Origin of the sequence: Microcoleus sp. CZ3-B2 (genome assembly GCF_036705055.1) — a bacterium.
In the GTDB taxonomy this organism is placed as follows: domain Bacteria; phylum Cyanobacteriota; class Cyanobacteriia; order Cyanobacteriales; family Microcoleaceae; genus Microcoleus.
Genome location: NZ_JAUBTN010000021.1, coordinates 81,881 through 97,608 on the forward strand (window position 1 = coordinate 81,881; position 15,728 = coordinate 97,608).

Here is a 15,728-nt window from a genome sequence, read left to right on the forward strand (position 1 = left end):
CGAGGATTCTTAAGACATTACGGCCTTAATATCCCCATTACTAGGGTTCCCTTGCCTCACCACATTTGCTTTTTGAGCGTGGTGATATATTTTGGGCGTTTAGGTGCGTAGCACCAGGTTTCGCGGAGTCCCCACGTACCATTTTCAAAGCTCGATCTCTGATGGTTTTAGCAGCACCTATATCGGCGTGTTCGTAATAGCCACACTCCACACAGATGAACTTTTCTCCATCTCTGTTGGACTTGTCAATGTTACCACAATTTCGGCATTCTTGGCTTGAGTGTTTAGGATTGACTTTGATTACAATTTTTCCTTTCTTCGCAGCTAGATACTCAATCTTTAAAATCAATTCACCCCAACCTGCATCAGAAATAGAACGGTTCAAACCTTTTTTTCTAGATTGTCCATTTTTCAGAAATCTTCCCGTATTTTCATCGACTTTTACCCGACAGCGACCCCCTCATCGCAGATATATTCAAGTCTTCCAATGCAATAGCATCAATTTTTCGAGATCCAATTTTGTGAGCTACCTTCCATTGGTAAGCTTGACGCATCTCACTGATTTTTTGATGGAACCGCCCTACTTTTTTAGCTGCTTTCTGGCGATTGCTGCTCCCTTTGACTTTACGGTTAACTCTTTTCTGTCTAATTTTTAGGGTGCGTTTAGCTTTTTTGGATGTTGAAAAATTAGGGTTTTCAATTTGATATCCATCAGATAGATGAACGAGCTTTGTAATTCCTAAGTCACATCCAATTACTTTAACAACATCCTTGAGAGATTTTGCCATGTAATCGGGAACAGACTTATTCTCTATCCTAATGGACACATACCAACCATTTTGACGCTTCCTGACAGCACAAGCCTTGATAGTAAAACCATCGGGGATTGAACGTGAATTGTAGAACCGCATCCACCCTAATTTGGGTAAATAGATTTTATTCCCTTTGACTTTTATTCCCATTACAAAAGTAAAAGAGGTAAAGTTACTCCGATTTTTGAATTTCGGGAAACCTCTGCCTTCAAAGAAGTTCTTGTAAGCAGTATCTAAACGTTTAATATTCTGTTGTAGAACTGTTGAGTCAATACCACTATACCAGGGTCTAGCTGTTTTCAAATCTGGCAAAGATGTGATTTGAATGTCGCCAGCACTGCGACGAGGATTCTTAGTCTTACCTGAGCAAGCGGTTTTCGAGTCTTTCCAAGGATTTCCTGTTGCACCATTTTTACTGACAGAGCAGGTTAATGGCGAAACTTCGCTTTGAGTTCTAAGATAGCAGTAATTTCCTTGGATGAACTGTTGGTTATACTGGGTGATTCTGTCGTTAAGACACCAATTGTAGTGACTTCGTAACATATCTACCCAGTTCGACATCTTTGAGTCTTGTGTTTGATTTGGACGAAGTTTGTAAACGTAGTTTGTGAGCAAGATTGAGTCACCTCTTATTTGAAGAGTGCACTGTTTTAGTCTAATCTAAAAACTTACTTGATTCAAGCATTGTCGCAATTCTTAATTTTTCAATGAGTTAAATTTTTACCAACCTACTTGAATTAAAGCCGTCCTAAAAGGACGGGGTTTTCAACCCATTTTTTTGATAAATCTAAAATCTAAAATCTAAAATCTAAAATCTAAAATGGTATAACCCTGCTTTTGCGAGCTAGCATTCAAGGCAAGGTTATTATTAAGTATTCGGAATTCAGAGCCAGTAGCCCATTGCTCGGAGCGCGGATTCGGCTGCCAAGCAGTGCGCTACTCGCCCAATCGAGTTATTTTAGAGCTGCGTTCGACCAACATCAGGACTACATAAATAGTCATGACATAACCGGCGGCCAGAACGGGAATAATTAGAGGAATATCGTGATAAGTCATAATGATAACCAAAAGTCAAGGACGAGGAGGAGAAGGATAAGTTCAATACCTACGACATTAAGTCAGCACCCAAGGCAATAACTTGGTTCTGAAGGCTGCTTTTCCATATCAAGGCTGGGGGAACATTTAGGCGTTCCCGGTCAGTGGATTTTAGATTTTAGGTTTTAGATTAAAGATTTACTCGCAGATGAATCACTGGAGCAGGCACTAGCCTCTAAAATGTTGGATCTCTCTACGACTGTTGTCGATTTTAGATTTTAGGTTTTAGATTTGAGATTCACTCGCAGATCAATCATCGGAGCAGGCACTAGCCTCTAAAATGTTCGATCTCTCCACGACTGTTGTCGGTGGCTTCCGTTTTTCGGCGGGGTCAATAATGATTTACTGCTTTACAGGTGCTTAAACAACGTAAAACCATCCACTTTAGCTACTTTGAGCTACCGCGCACATAAGATGCGCTAGTCTTAACTTCTGAAAATTTTTAGTCCCAAGGAACTAAAAATCTGTCCCAGAAATTTTTGCTGCGATCTGACTAATAAGGCTGGTTATACGAAATTCTTACAGGCACCTGCAAGCTACCTGCCCGCCTGGATTAATCACAGCCTGTACTTAATGTATAGAATTGTTTAAATCCTTAATACCCATAATAACACAGGGTTTCTGGGATTTACAGATTTTTCGACAAGATACTTAACAATTCGTTACAATAGGGTAGCGGCTCTGGCAGCAGGCTACTGGCTGGAGGTAGTCGGGTGACTTCGATCGGGCTACCGATCGCAAATCAGTGGCGATCGCCAAAATTTCTCTTCCCTGTTGCAAAGAATTACCTTAAAATAAAGATATGATATGTAAAATTTTGTTACTTTACGGCTTGAGTCGGCGTATCCATGATCTCTAGCACTGTCCTATTTTCCTCGGTTGAAGAAGACCTGCGACTGTTGACAGAAAACTTAAAACAGTTAGTGGGTGCCCGTCATCCCATCTTGTACGCGGCTGCAGAATACTTATTCGGCACAAAGGGAAAACGGGTGAGACCCGCAATAGTCTTGTTGATGGCCAAGGCGACAATGCCCGATGGTGCCATCACAGAAAAACACCGCCGCCTCGCGGAAATCACCGAAATGATTCACACAGCCAGTCTAGTTCACGACGACGTGGTGGACGAGTCGGACTTGCGGCGGGGAGTACCGACGGTACACAGTCGGTTTAACAACCGAGTGGCAGTATTGGCGGGAGATTTTCTGTTCGCTCAATCTTCGTGGCATTTGGCAAATCTGGACAACCTGCCAGTAGTCAAACTGCTTTCGGAAGTGATTATGGATTTAGCAGAGGGGGAAATTCAACAGGGACTAAATGGATTTGACACCAGTTTGTCGATCGAAGCGTACCTCGAAAAAAGTTACTACAAAACAGCATCTTTAATTGCCAACAGTTCCAAAGCAGCGGGATGTTTGAGCGAAGTTTCACCGGAAATAGCAGAAGATTTGTATAACTACGGTCGCCACATTGGTTTGGCATTCCAAATAGTAGATGATATATTAGATTTCACCGCTTCAACGGAAACTTTGGGGAAACCTGCAGGCTCGGATCTGATCGGCGGAAATCTGACAGCGCCAGCGCTATTTGCCCTAGAAGAAAAGCCTTATTTGGAAGTTATCATAGAACGCGAGTTCGCTCAAGAAGGAGATATAGAACAGGCTTTGACATTGGTAGCAGATTCTCAAGGCATAGTGCGATCGCGAGAACTAGCAACAAATCACGCGCAGAAAGCTGTCGAATACTTGGCAGCGCTGCCCCATTCAGAGTCCCGCCAAGCTTTGATAGATTTAGCAGATTACGTTTTGAGCCGACTTTATTAGCAGGAAGAAGGAAGAAGGAACTGGGTATTAGTTACCAGCTTGGGGCTGCCAATTCCCAATTCCCAATTCCCAATTCCCAACTCCCAATTTCCAATTTCCAACTATGCGATATCCGGTGGGAGATTGCTAGAATTTGACTGTAAAGCCGATCGGTACTGTTGCAAATAAACGTTAATTAATTCCTGCACTTGCTGGCGAGGGATTTCCGTCCCTACTTCCTGATTGCCGGGATTTTCAAAAAAAACAATGCTGTCTAGACCTTCGAGGGCGATCATCTGAAATAAAATGTGAGTAACAGGCAAACACACGGGCCTGACGCGATCGCCCCCAGCCGCCGCTGCGGAGGACGCATCTTCAAGAGTGGGAAAAGCATAAATCACCTTTTTTTCCCGTCCCGGTTGCTTGAGATTGCTCAAAACCACGATCGCCCAACTTTCGTCTACCGCTTGCAGGATAGAGTATTCCAGGTGCTGTAGCTGTTGGGCAATTAAAATCAGCGCCGGGGCGATCGCCTTTAAAATTTGTGGTGTCGAACCGTCGGGCGGAGCTTTGTCGATCAGTGCTTCAATCTGTTGGTCTAAATCCATCAGTCAGTTAATTTGAGATTTTAGTTTCAAATTTTTAGGGTAACAGGTGCAGGTTAAAGTATGTGAATACCCAGCACTGCCCACTGTGACATGACTCCGACTGTCAAGGTACGGAGCTTCTTTGAATCACTTCAAAGATTTCCTAGTTGTTCCCTTATGGGTTTTCGACTTTGACCTAGACTGAGATACTTCAGTCCCCGGCAAACCGTCTGCATAGGCGTTTTGGATTCCGACGTGTCCCGCCGTACTAATTAATTCTATTCCTCTATTTCTGATTACTTGACCACTAGCTACATCTCTATCGGCAATGAATCCACACTCTTGACAATGATGTACTCTAACACTCAAGTCTTTTTTAACTGTTGCACCACACTCAGGACACTCTTGAGAAGTCCTCCTGGCCCTGACTTCCACAAAGAACTTACCACGCTTCCAGCACACGTACTTGGTGATAGCTCGGAATTGCCCAAAACCCTCCGCCAGCATCTGTTTGCCAAGCATCCCTTTGGCAAGAATTCGGTAATCCAAGTCTTCCATGAAGACCATATCACCAGCGTCACAAAGCGCATGAGCTTGCTTGAAGTGGAAATCCTTACGGGTATTATCAATTGTGTGGTGAAGTCTAGCAACTTTGATCCGTTGTTTCTCGTAATTTTTAGACCGCTTCTTTTTCCGATCAAGTCTGCGTTGCAGCAATTTCAGCTTGCTTTGCATCACTTTCAAGAACTTAGGCGACTTTACAAGAACTCCGTCGCTAGTTGCCAAAAACTTGGAAAGCCCAACATCTACCCCAATTGGATGACCATGAGGCATAGGATTGGGAACACTAACATCGCATTGGATATTGATGCTAGCGTACCAAATATCAGCCTTGTTAATTATCCGAACCTGCTTAACTACAAAGCCACTCGGTATCGGGCGATGCAAGTTAATTGCAATGGGCCCCAACTTGGGCAAGGCAATATGTACTCCCTGCACTGGATTCTGTTTAAATTGGGGAAACAACAAAGACTTGAATTGTCCAAATTTTTTAAATCTGGGAAATCCATGCCCAACTTTTTGAAACCCATCCCAGGCTCGGTGCAGTTGTTTAATAGCTTGCTGCAAAACTTGGCTTGGCACTTCACCCAATCGGGGAAACACCTTTTTAGCGTTTGGCAAAGCATTAAGCTGATTCACTTCACTAGGGAAAGGAATATCAGCAGCCATGATATATTCATGACTGATGGAGCATCTGTCAACCATGCACTTCCGGCTATTGCACCAATCCTTAATCTCGCGCAGCCCGTAGTTATAGGCAACGCGACAAACATCCATCCACTCTTTGAGCGACTGCTCTTGAGTGATGCTGGGATAGATTCGATAGCGGTAATTCATGGTTAGCATTCCACTACCTTAACATATTTAGTGGCAGATGCAACGCTAGTAAATATAAAGTCGCCATAGAAGGACGGGGTTTTAAACCCAATTTTCTGATAAAATCTTAAATATAAATTTAAAGTCCCAGGGTGTGCTACTTTCAAAGTGAGCTGTCAACCATCATGCGGGAAATCGGCCAGAGCGTGGAAACCATATTTCAACTGCTGTTAGACGAACTCAAAAAGTCCACTCGGGCGTCTGAGCAGAACTGCCAAGATGTAGCAGGGCGACTCGCAGTAGAAGTCACCAGGATATGCACAGAAAGCCAGCGGATTCAAGACTCAGGAGACATAGAAGGTGCAGCCGAGAGCCTCGCCCGGCACCGCTTGCAACAATGTCTCCACTATGAAAATTTAGGATCCGGGCCAGGGCGAGTAGAATTGCAAAGCACTCTCAGCGCGATCGTCTATCGCTCCATCACCCCTCCCCAATTGCAGTCTAGCTATCAAGCGCGAATAGAACTGATCAGAGATTTCTTGCAAGGATTTTATCTCGAAGCCTTAAAAGCATTCCGGCGCGAAACCCAACTACCACCCACCTACAGCCCCCGCACTCGCTTAGAACTAGCAGAGTACATGGCCTTTGTAGAGCGCTTCGGGAAACGGCGCATTCCCTTACCTCGGAACCGCAGCCAGCAACTAATTATTTTACGGGCCCAAACCTTTTCCCAGCAGCAGCCCAAAGAAACCTCTGTAGATATGGAACAAGCCGCCGACGGAGGGGCTTGGGATTCTGACCAAACTTGGAACGACACCTCCGTGCACTCGGTGCGGGAAGCAATGGCCGGACAGGGTTCATCTGCAATTCGCTCCCCAGCCGACGAGTCAGAATCTCTGCGGCAAAACGTGATTGACGAATTAGTGGCCTACTTAAAAGAGCGCAACCAAGAAGAATGCGCCGATTACTTCGTGCTGCGCTTGCAAGACTTGCCGACTAACGAAATAGAGTCGATCCTGGGCATAACTCCCCGCCAAAGAGACTATTTGCAGCAGCGCTTCAAGTACCACTTGCTCAGGTTCGCCATGTCGCACCGCTGGGAACTCGTTCACCAGTGGCTGGAAGCAGACTTAGACAAAAATTTAGGTTTGCTGCCTTCTCAGTGGCAGTCCTTTGGCGAACAAATTGGCCCAGAGGGACAGCGTTTGTTACAGTTGAAACAACAAGGTCTGTCAGAGTCAGCGATCGCGCAAACCCTCGGCAGCACGGTAGCCCAGGTACAGAAACGGTGGTTTAAATTGCTGGAACTTGCCTGGGAATTGCGAAATCGTTCAGATTCCGGAGAAGGGGCATCTACTGATGAATAACGAAACGAACAGGGATGCAGAGGCTTTCGAGCGCCATTTTTTAGACTGGATATTGCAGGCGCCAATCCCGAATGCCTCTAGCGAAGAGCAGGAAAACGTCAATGACCCCCTTCCCTCAAAAGAGTGGGGCGAAACAGAAGAGTATTCCGGGGTGGAATACTGGGAATGGGACGAACCAGACCCGCTGGACTATCAAGTGGGCTCGCAGAGCATTTCACCCGCACAACCCCTGACTATTGGAGAAATACCGACCGTGCAAGACCGTTTTCAGACCTTGTTAAAAGAAAGGCTTAGATCCGAAATTGAAGCCAACCCGCCGCTGTTCCCCTGGGAAACAGAACTCAAGAGCTACGAACACGACTATCCAGACGATGCAGTCCCCCAATGGGTTCCACCCCTGCACCTCTGGACTCCCCAACTACAAAATATTAGATGGGGTCGCCTGCCAATTCCGATCGCCCAAGGGGTTTTTGCTCAACTGCTAGAACCTTGTCAGCAATTGGTAATGTCGTCGCTGCGGGAAGGCTCGAAATTAGTTCGCGCTGTAGATAGCTTGTTTCCGGGCCAGTCTGAGGAACTCAACCAATTAGCTGGTTTAGTACTCAGAGGTGCTACCAGAGGAATTACAGGTTTAGAAGTAGAAGATTTACCGAATTACTCCGAGGCAACTATCGATCAACAAATGCTAATGTCGTTGTTGGCCGCCCGAGAAATCATTGAGTCTCTAACTTTGAATTGTCCTGTAAACCAGCCCCCTATTTCGCGGGAGTGGCTGACTGCTTTGGGCTCCCTGACTCTCTCAGCTCAATACCTGTCGAACCGCAACACAGAACCACCAAGGCCGTGTTTAAGAGTTGAGTGCGAATTTCCAGGGGGAGGAAGTTTGGAACTCAAGGGAGGAGATGCCGAAGCAACTGCACAGCGTCCGAATTCCGGGCATTTAAGTGTGGAGTTGTTTGACCCGCAACCTGACAAGACTTATGCCCTAGAAGTCAAATTCCAAAACTTCGATACCAGACCTCTGATGTTTGCTATTCGTCCAACTTTGGCTGGATAAAACAGCAACTATCGAGGTAAAATTAGAGTAGTTAACTGCGTTTTTTACTCTGCGGTTTGACCTCACACAAAAACAGATACAATCTGCTGATTTCTGTCGCGGAAAGCCAAAAAAATTAGAGACGAATTAAAGCCCCCAGATTCATCTGTGAAGTTAATCTGTGGATTCAATCTCAAATCGAATGGCAGAGAAATAAGATTTAGATATTAGTTAAAACCCAGATCGAACTGTGGATTTAATCTCAAATCTCAAATCGAGTGGCACAGAAATAAGATTTAGATATTAGTTAAAACCCAGATCGATCTGTGGATTTAATCTCAAATCTCAAATCTCAAATCTCAAATCGTTGGATGGGTGCACATGACAACTGATAACCTGCGAAATATACCTGTTTTGGGTAAACTGTGGGAGCGGATAGAGGCAATGCCTCCGCCGGTGACTGAGGATTCTTTACTGCTGCGAATCCTAGTTCAGTTGTTGGTAATTGTGGGAATTGTGGCTACTGATGTTGCTTCTGAAGAAAGCCTGAACCTGTGGGCTGTGCCTGTTAGTATTGTGGGAGCAACTTGGAGTTGGTACCGCCGCCGCGATCGCAATGTAGCCGCTAAATTCTGCATAGCTATTGGAATGCTGGTGGCGCTGTTCGCCTTTTTTACCCGCTTGGTGGGAGAATTAAACGATACGCGGTTAGTTTTGGCGCAACTGTTAATTAACATTCAAGTGTTGCACAGTTTCGATTTGCCCCGCCGCAAGGATTTGGGCTATTCGGTCGTCATCGGGCTGATTTTGTTGAGTGTAGCGGCGACCATCAGTCAAACGCTGACTTTTGGGCCGCTGCTGTTGGTATTTTTGGCTTTAGTGCTGCCGACTTTGGTGCTGGATTACCGATCGCGCTTGGGACTCTCGAAGCTAGAAAACATCAATCCGGCGACAGAAAGTAGAAGTAAAAACAACAATTTATCCCTATTTGCTGCTACTTTATCCCCCAAGTATTTTAGTTTGTTGCTGTTGATAACTGTAGGGTTGGGGCTGGCTATTTTTGCGTTTTTGCCGCGCCTTCCAGGCTATCAATTGCGGACTTTTCCCGTGAGTGCTCCTATTGAATATCAGGGGGAGTTTGACTCGCGCAGCATTCTGAATCCGGGGTATGTCAGGGGGGGAAATCAAAAAGGAACTGGCGGAGGGAAGGGGAGAAACCCAGACAAAGGGCCAGGAGAGGTAGACTCTACTTTTTATTACGGTTTCAACCAGCGCATCAATCAAAATTTGCGGGGGGTATTAAAACCTCAAGTGGTGATGCGGGTGCGATCGCAGGCGGCGGGTTTTTGGCGAGTGTTGGGCTTTGACAAATATACCGGTCAGGGTTGGGAAGTTTCGCGCAACGACGACGCTTTTAAGGTGAATCGACCTCGCTGGTCTTATCAATTTTATCTGAATCCGTATCCGAATGCGCCCCGCACTCAAGAGGTGATTCAAAGTTATACTATTCTTGCTCAGTTACCGAATTTGATTCCGGCTTTAAACAAGCCGAAGGAACTTTATTTTCCGACGCAGGAAGTGGCGATTGATGCGGAGGGAGGTTTGCGATCGCCTGTGGAATTGGCGGAAGGTTTGACTTATACGGTGATTTCTAACGTGCCGTTTCGCGATCGCTCCTTGTTGGGGCAAACTGGTACTAATTACCCGAAAAATATTCGCAAATTCTATTTGGACGTGCCGCCAGAAATTGCCCAGAAAGTGCGAGAAAAAACTGAAGAAATCTTGTTGGGGAGAACAAGAGTGGCTAAGTCGGACAGGGCGATCGATTCTCCCTACGAAAAAGCTTTGTACTTAGCTCAATATTTGAAACAAAATCCTAATTACAAACTTGTCAAAGCTTTGCCTTATTTAGAAGAAAGTGAAGATTTAGTCGAGGGTTTTTTGTTTGGCTATCAAAACACGCAAGACGGCAAAAAAGTTACAGGCGGATATCCCGACCATTTTTCGACGGTACTGACAATTATGCTGAGATCGATCGGGATTCCGGCGCGAGTGGCTGGCGGTTTCGATACGGGAGAATTCAACCCGTTTACAGGTTTGTATGTGGTGAGAAATACCGACGCTTTCTTGATGACGGAGGTATATTTTCCCAGATACGGGTGGTTTGGTTTTAATCCGATTCCAGGTTATCCGCTGATTCCGGCTTCGGTGGAAGACAACCAGACTTTTAGCGCGCTGGAATCGTTTTGGAAGTGGATCGCGGCTTGGCTACCGACTCCTCTCAGAAGCGGGCTGGATTCAGTTATAGGTTTTGTAATTGGCTGGATCAGTTTGAGTCTGGGTTGGTTTCTGGGACAGTTTGCTAGGGGTTGGGTGGGGTTATTTACTGGGTTGATTAGCGCGATCGCCTTTGGGTTTATTGGCTGGTTAATTTGGCAAGGGTGGCGCAAGTGGCGCTACCGCCGCTGGCTGGCGAAGTTGCCGCCGGTGGAGGGGGTTTATCAGCAAATGCTGAAGGATTTGGCAAGTCGCGGATTTGCCAAGCAGAAAGCTCAAACGCCTTTGGAGTATGCTGAGACAATGCGCGGCCACCACGAAACCGATGAAGCTGAGGTAATTGAGGAAGTTTCGCAAGCTTACGTGCGCTGGAAGTATGGCGGCGAAGCGGGAAATTTGAGTCAGTTGCGACAGTTGGTGGACAATTTGAGGCGATCGCACTTGAAGAAACTCAAAAAGCTAAGATAATATAAATTCTCAGTCGGACACGGCGCCGTGTCCTGACTGTGGTAATATGAATATCGCGAAAATTGCAAATAATTTACCGTGCCGATGGTAGCTTGAGTTCGATACCCAGTTTTTGACCGACATCGATCGCCTTATCAGCAAAATCAGTCACGCCAGCGATGCCAACTCCGATCGCAGTTGCCGTCGCTAAAATAGCTTTTAAACTTTTCTTTAATCTAGCTGGATTCCTTTCGTTTTCCGGTTTCTTGATTTCGGATTCAACATCTTCAATATCGATAATTACACCCTCGCGAATGTCTTCGGGAAACTGGGCGGCGGTTTCACGCATTGATGCAATCTGTTTCAGAAGTTCGGCGGTATTGGTGTTATTGTTTTGGATAAATGCGTTATTCCTAACTGTGGTGTTGTCGCTGCCAATCACACCAGACATCGGGCCGTTGAAGTTGTTGGTTTTGGAAGAATCTTGAGTCATTTTTTTACCGTTAACGTTGATATTGAATTGAATGCTAGAAGAATCTCCAAAATCGGGGCTATCGATTCCAGAAATTCGCTCTTTCTCTTCCCATTGTTGCAAATTATCCGGGAAATCTTCCATCAAGCCGCGTACGTTGACCATTTGATAAGATTTGTCGCATTCGACTTCGTAGCGGCGGTTGGTCAAACGGCGGCGCAAAGACTCAAAATTGTAGAGGTGAGGGTCTTGGCTGCCTTTGCATTCGGCACAGTTGCAGGGGATGAATTCTTGGTATTTGAGGCGATTGTCGTAAGTCGCGTGAATTTTCCAGAGTTCGTGGCGGATGCGGTCTAAAAGAGATTTTTTGTGGTTGCCGGAAACTCGAATGCGGATTTCTCGTTGGTGGTAATTCTCGATAACTTCAGCCTTGGCGTAATTGTCGGCGAGGATGACTCCATCGCGCCACACGATATCTCCCCTACCCTTTGGTAAAGAAGGTTGAGGGCGGTAGATTAACAAGTGCATTTCGACAATAAAACGGGTAATGATGCCTTTGGGCATGAAGTCGTATTCGTAGCGCAAAATCAGGTTATCGGTGTCGTCCCAGGTGTAATCGGGCGTTTCCAGGGGGAGAAGTTGCGGGGCGATGTAGCGTCTGGGTTGGCAGGGGATTTCGTAACACAGTTTGAAGTGTTTCATCAAGTGGAGTAGTTCGTCGTGCAAGTCTCGGTATTCTCTTTCGCACCAGATTTGTTTGAGGTTTTCCTGGGTGAAATACCCGCAGTTGGCGATGACTTCTGCGTTGTCGGCGACTTCTTTTTCGTCAGTAATTTCTTTCTTGCTGATGACTTTGTAAACAGCATTGGTTGCCAATTCGGGACGCAGAATGACTATGTTTTTGAGGATGGGGTCTTTTTGGAAGTGGAGGATAATTCCCAAGTCGTGAAGGTATTTGCTGAGAGTCAGCATGGCGGGTTTATCGGATTTTTTAAAGCCTTGGCTGGCGCAGATGTCGAAAAATTCGCTGACTGCGATGTGGGTTTGGCGTTGGGAATAGTTTTCTAAAATGTGGCGGACGCTTGCCCAGCGTTTGGGAACGGGCGTGCTGATGTGGTCGAGGGTGGCGATGCGGTTTTGGAGGGCGCGTTGGAGTTCTGCGAGTCCGCGATTGCTGGCGAGGTTGGTAGCGAAATCTTTTTCTAAATTGGCAAAGTCGCGCCGCTGTTGGGAGAGGTTGATTTCGCAGCGGATGTCTTGTTTTTCGTTTTGGACGAGGAAGACGGGACTGCTGTTGCTGAGGAGTTCGACGGCACTCAGCCAGTAGCAGAGGTTGGGGTTTTGGCGGCGGTTATCGACGAGGAGGACGTACAGGGAACGTTCGGTGAGGAAAAATTGGTGGGTGGCGTGGTAGATTTCCTGTCCGCCAAAGTCCCAGAGGTGGACGCGGAAAGGTTTGCCGTTGGCTTGTGTGAATTCCCAGCGCATCACGTCGATGCCTTCGGTGGAGGGTTCTCGTTCTTTGAGTTCGTAGTTGCGGTTGAGGAGTTTGTTTGCAAGGGTGGTTTTTCCCGCTTCGCCTTCGCCAACAATCAAAAGTTTGGCTTCGTTGAGTTCTTCGGTAGCGTCGGGGTCGCGGGTTTGGAAGTAGAAATCGAGGATGGTACGTAAATCGCCTAGTTGAGATGATTGTTTTCCGCCCAATATTTCCAGCGGAATTGGTATCGGATTACCTCGCAAATCCAGTTTTTCCAGCTTCTCCATGCCACGAATCGCCTCTGGGATGGAGGTAATCTGATTGCCACCGAGGTCAAGCCGTGTCAGATTCGACAGTTTGCCGAGCGCCTCTGGGATGGAGGTAATCTGATTGCTACTGAGGGAAAGCTCTGTCAGATTCGACAGTTGCCCGAGCGCCTCTGGGATGGAGGTAATCTGATTGCCACTGAGGACAAGCTGTGTCAGATTCGACAGTTGCCCGAGATCTTCTGGGATGGAGGTAATCTGATTGTCCCAGAGGTAAAGCCGTGTCAGATTCGACAGTTGCCCGAGATCTTCTGGGATGGAGGTAATCTGATTGACAGTGAGATAAAGCTGTGTCAGATTCGACAGTTGCCCGAGATCATCTGGGATGGAGGTAATCTGATTGTAACTGAGGACAAGCTTTGTCAGATTCGACAGTTGCCCGAGATCATCTGGGATGGATGTAATCTGATTGTCACTGAGGCTAAGCCGTGTCAGATTCGACAGTTGGCCGATGACTTTTGGGATGGATGTAATCTGATTGTTATGGAGGTCAAGCTCTGTCAGATTCGACAGTTGGCCGAGATCCTCTGGGATGGAGGTAATCTGATTGCTCATGAGGTTAAGCTGTGTCAGATTCGACAGTTGGCCGAGATCCTCTGGGATTGCTGTAATCTGATTTTCACTGAGGTAAAGCCGTGTCAGATTCGACAGTTTGCCGAGATCCTCTGGGATGGCTGTTAAACCAATCCTGGTTAAATTTAAACTCTCTAATTGCTTCATTTCCAGCAGCAATTCTGGCATCGTTCCGAATGGATTGCTGCTGAGGTCAATCGATCGCAAATTTACGAGTGATCGCAATTCCTCTGGCAGTGTTCTTAATTGATTCGGGATTATTAGTTTCAGACTCGGGTTAACATTAAACCCTTGCCACCTTTCTACCTTCCCCAACACCAACTTCTCAAGCTGCGTGCACTTGCCAATCTCCGGCGGCAATTCCTCCAAGTCCAGCCCCGACAAATCCAGTTGAGTCAATTTTTCCTCGGCTGCCCGGTGAATTCGCCGCACTGCTTCCTCTCGCGTCATGCCCTTTGTCTCTTGGTAGGATTCAGTTTATTGTGACAGGATTTTTGTTGGGTGGGGAAAGCCAGCAGGAATCAGGACACGACGCGGTGCCGTTTCCCGAAAATTAATCTGGCGATGATTATATCCGAGGGAGGGCGATCGTCGATTATTTTGGGGTAGGGAAACGGCATTGCCGTGTCCTCCGTGGCCTACGCATCAAAACCTTCATAACCGGGTTTTTTGGGTTTCTACGACTGTAACCCGTCTTCTGAGCAAAAACCCGGTTTCTTGCCACCCGCGAGGAATCTGGGGAGGAAAAAGGCTACACATTTTTTGTTTAGTAGATTTATGTTAAAGGGAGATGAATGATTCGGTCTTGGTATTCGTTATCAAACGAACCATCAACAATCACAATCAATTCCTCAATATTTTGCCCAATACTTAAATCCTGATTCAAAACGAAAATCCCTGGAATATGACCACCTTGAGCCAGATGATCTACCAAATGTACCGGCATTGACTTGCGATTGTTTGTCACCAAAATAAAGTTACGATCCTCACACCAAACCAAAATCTCCGGATCGAGAGTGCTTTTTGGGGGTGTACCAATTTCGCCCACTGCCCAAACTACTAAATCAGGGCATTCTCGCCGAAGTTGTGTAGCATAAATGGGCGTAACATTCTCGTCCATTAAATATTTGAGCGCCATTTCTCAAGTATCCTGGATTGCAGTTTTACTTTCCCGTTCAGCCTTCAATTTTCGCAATCTTTCCGCAGCCGGATGCGGATTTGCTGCTTGCATTTTTCGCTGCTGATGCGACCATTCCAACCAATCTTGTATATATCTACTTACTGATTCCTTGTTGAGCAAATAATACAAAATAGTTGTGTAAACTTCTGCTAAAGTTAGAGATGGATAGAGTTGCTGAATTTCTTCTGGGGTGCGTTCCCGATGCAAATATTCATACAGCACGGTCTCAATCCCGATACGATGTCCTTTAATCCGAATATCATCCGGTGCTAAGAAATCAAAATACTGATTCATTTCCATATCTAAAATCCCTCTTTTAGCTATCTACTATTCTACTATTCGGTTTGATGAGAAACTATAATGCGATCGATTTCTGCGCGGTGGCGATCGTAATAACGCCAAGCATTCTCTAAATCGCGATCGGATAAACCTGGATAATTCCGAAGTAATTCAGCCTCATCAGCCCCCTGTTGGTGAAGCGAAACCAGCGTCCAAACAGGAATGCGGGTGTTGCGAATTCGGGCATATCCTCCACACACTCCAGGCGTACTCTGAATCGCCCTAGCCCAGAGTTTTTCTTGAAACAGCAAACTCTCTTCAGGTGTCAGCGACTCAATGACTTGAATTAAGGAGTCAACCAACTGAATGTTCATAGCTGATAATTTACGCAATGTAGAATAGTGCGATCGCTCAAACTATCATAGCAAATTTCCCCCAACACCAAAGTCTCAAGCCCAGTGCACTTGCCAATCTCCGGCGGCAATTCCTCCAACTCCAAACTCGGCAAATCCAATTTTGTCTCGCCCTCATCCGTCGCTTTGTCGATTATAGTCATTTCAAATAAGTATGAGACTATTTAAAAATGAGGTAAAATGAATAAAAATAGTGAAGCTGCTAGGAAAA

General features: G+C 46.1%; 14 protein-coding genes. 4 read left to right on the top strand and 10 right to left on the bottom strand.

Annotated elements, in window-relative coordinates; genetic code table 11:
- Positions 1–40: 40 nt before the first annotated feature.
- From QUA97_RS12300 to QUA97_RS12310, 3 genes are all read right to left on the bottom strand, one after another.
- Positions 41–385, bottom strand: coding sequence for a transposase (locus tag QUA97_RS12300; RefSeq protein WP_333194728.1), 345 nt, complete (start codon positions 383–385; stop codon positions 41–43).
- Positions 386–431: 46 nt separating this feature from the next.
- Positions 432–1,373 carry an RNA-guided endonuclease InsQ/TnpB family protein gene (locus tag QUA97_RS12305; protein WP_255515786.1) on the bottom strand — a complete coding sequence of 314 codons (942 nt, stop codon included), beginning with the start codon at positions 1,371–1,373 and terminating at the stop codon, positions 432–434.
- A gap of 1,185 nt (positions 1,374–2,558) precedes the next feature.
- Positions 2,559–2,687 carry a hypothetical protein gene (locus tag QUA97_RS12310; protein ID WP_255515785.1) on the bottom strand — a complete coding sequence of 43 codons (129 nt, stop codon included), beginning with the start codon at positions 2,685–2,687 and terminating at the stop codon, positions 2,559–2,561.
- A gap of 68 nt (positions 2,688–2,755) precedes the next feature.
- Here QUA97_RS12310 and sds point away from each other — a divergent pair, with 68 nt between their 5' ends.
- Positions 2,756–3,727 (top strand): solanesyl diphosphate synthase, encoded by a 972-nt coding sequence (gene sds, locus QUA97_RS12315; protein ID WP_194065838.1) that lies wholly within the window; start codon positions 2,756–2,758, stop codon positions 3,725–3,727.
- A gap of 101 nt (positions 3,728–3,828) precedes the next feature.
- Here the strand turns inward: sds and QUA97_RS12320 are convergent, their stop codons facing one another.
- Together QUA97_RS12320 and QUA97_RS12325 are read right to left on the bottom strand one after the other, a co-directional pair.
- The gene (locus tag QUA97_RS12320; RefSeq protein ID WP_194065836.1) at positions 3,829–4,314 is read right to left on the bottom strand and encodes a hypothetical protein; all 486 of its coding nucleotides are present in this window, start codon (positions 4,312–4,314) and stop codon (positions 3,829–3,831) included.
- A gap of 126 nt (positions 4,315–4,440) precedes the next feature.
- Positions 4,441–5,700, bottom strand: a complete 1,260-nt coding sequence (locus QUA97_RS12325) for an RNA-guided endonuclease InsQ/TnpB family protein (protein WP_194065835.1) — start codon at positions 5,698–5,700, stop codon at positions 4,441–4,443.
- 155 nt (positions 5,701–5,855) lie between these two features.
- Between QUA97_RS12325 and hetZ the strand changes: the two genes are divergently transcribed.
- From hetZ to QUA97_RS12340, 3 genes are all read left to right on the top strand, one after another.
- A complete protein-coding gene (hetZ, locus tag QUA97_RS12330; RefSeq protein ID WP_194065834.1) occupies positions 5,856–7,037 on the top strand; it encodes a heterocyst differentiation protein HetZ in 1,182 nt (393 codons plus the stop codon).
- Positions 7,030–8,094: a hypothetical protein gene (locus tag QUA97_RS12335; RefSeq protein WP_194065831.1), complete on the top strand. Its 1,065-nt coding sequence runs from the start codon at positions 7,030–7,032 to the stop codon at positions 8,092–8,094. Before hetZ ends, QUA97_RS12335 begins: the two co-directional genes overlap by 8 nt.
- A gap of 360 nt (positions 8,095–8,454) precedes the next feature.
- Positions 8,455–10,818, top strand: coding sequence for a DUF3488 and DUF4129 domain-containing transglutaminase family protein (locus QUA97_RS12340; RefSeq protein WP_333194729.1), 2,364 nt, complete (start codon positions 8,455–8,457; stop codon positions 10,816–10,818).
- Positions 10,819–10,891: 73 nt separating this feature from the next.
- Here the strand turns inward: QUA97_RS12340 and QUA97_RS12345 are convergent, their stop codons facing one another.
- From QUA97_RS12345 to QUA97_RS12365, 5 genes are all read right to left on the bottom strand, one after another.
- Positions 10,892–14,095 carry a leucine-rich repeat protein gene (locus QUA97_RS12345; RefSeq protein WP_333194730.1) on the bottom strand — a complete coding sequence of 1,068 codons (3,204 nt, stop codon included), beginning with the start codon at positions 14,093–14,095 and terminating at the stop codon, positions 10,892–10,894.
- Between the two features lie 325 nt (positions 14,096–14,420).
- Entirely contained in the window at positions 14,421–14,783 is a 363-nt protein-coding gene (locus QUA97_RS12350; protein WP_194065826.1) for a DUF5615 family PIN-like protein, read from the bottom strand.
- A 3-nt stretch (positions 14,784–14,786) separates the two neighbouring features.
- Positions 14,787–15,125 (bottom strand): DUF433 domain-containing protein, encoded by a 339-nt coding sequence (locus tag QUA97_RS12355; RefSeq protein WP_333194731.1) that lies wholly within the window; start codon positions 15,123–15,125, stop codon positions 14,787–14,789.
- A 35-nt stretch (positions 15,126–15,160) separates the two neighbouring features.
- Positions 15,161–15,478 carry a DUF433 domain-containing protein gene (locus QUA97_RS12360; RefSeq protein ID WP_194065824.1) on the bottom strand — a complete coding sequence of 106 codons (318 nt, stop codon included), beginning with the start codon at positions 15,476–15,478 and terminating at the stop codon, positions 15,161–15,163.
- A complete protein-coding gene (locus QUA97_RS12365; RefSeq protein ID WP_333194732.1) occupies positions 15,475–15,660 on the bottom strand; it encodes a hypothetical protein in 186 nt (61 codons plus the stop codon). Before QUA97_RS12365 ends, QUA97_RS12360 begins: the two co-directional genes overlap by 4 nt.
- Positions 15,661–15,728 lie beyond the last annotated feature (68 nt).

Excerpts from the sequence above, each read along its gene's own strand:
- hetZ (WP_194065834.1), top strand. The coding sequence starts at position 5,856 with ATGCGGGAAATCGGCCAGAGCGTGGAAACCATATTTCAACTGCTGTTA.
- QUA97_RS12345 (WP_333194730.1), bottom strand. The coding sequence starts at position 14,095 with ATGACGCGAGAGGAAGCAGTGCGGCGAATTCACCGGGCAGCCGAGGAA.
- QUA97_RS12305 (WP_255515786.1), bottom strand. The coding sequence starts at position 1,373 with ATGTCGAACTGGGTAGATATGTTACGAAGTCACTACAATTGGTGTCTT.
- QUA97_RS12365 (WP_333194732.1), bottom strand. The coding sequence starts at position 15,660 with ATGACTATAATCGACAAAGCGACGGATGAGGGCGAGACAAAATTGGAT.
- QUA97_RS12350 (WP_194065826.1), bottom strand. The coding sequence starts at position 14,783 with ATGGCGCTCAAATATTTAATGGACGAGAATGTTACGCCCATTTATGCT.
- QUA97_RS12340 (WP_333194729.1), top strand. The coding sequence starts at position 8,455 with ATGACAACTGATAACCTGCGAAATATACCTGTTTTGGGTAAACTGTGG.
- QUA97_RS12355 (WP_333194731.1), bottom strand. The coding sequence starts at position 15,125 with ATGGAAATGAATCAGTATTTTGATTTCTTAGCACCGGATGATATTCGG.
- QUA97_RS12335 (WP_194065831.1), top strand. The coding sequence starts at position 7,030 with ATGAATAACGAAACGAACAGGGATGCAGAGGCTTTCGAGCGCCATTTT.
- sds (WP_194065838.1), top strand. The coding sequence starts at position 2,756 with ATGATCTCTAGCACTGTCCTATTTTCCTCGGTTGAAGAAGACCTGCGA.
- QUA97_RS12320 (WP_194065836.1), bottom strand. The coding sequence starts at position 4,314 with ATGGATTTAGACCAACAGATTGAAGCACTGATCGACAAAGCTCCGCCC.
- QUA97_RS12360 (WP_194065824.1), bottom strand. The coding sequence starts at position 15,478 with ATGAACATTCAGTTGGTTGACTCCTTAATTCAAGTCATTGAGTCGCTG.
- QUA97_RS12325 (WP_194065835.1), bottom strand. The coding sequence starts at position 5,700 with ATGCTAACCATGAATTACCGCTATCGAATCTATCCCAGCATCACTCAA.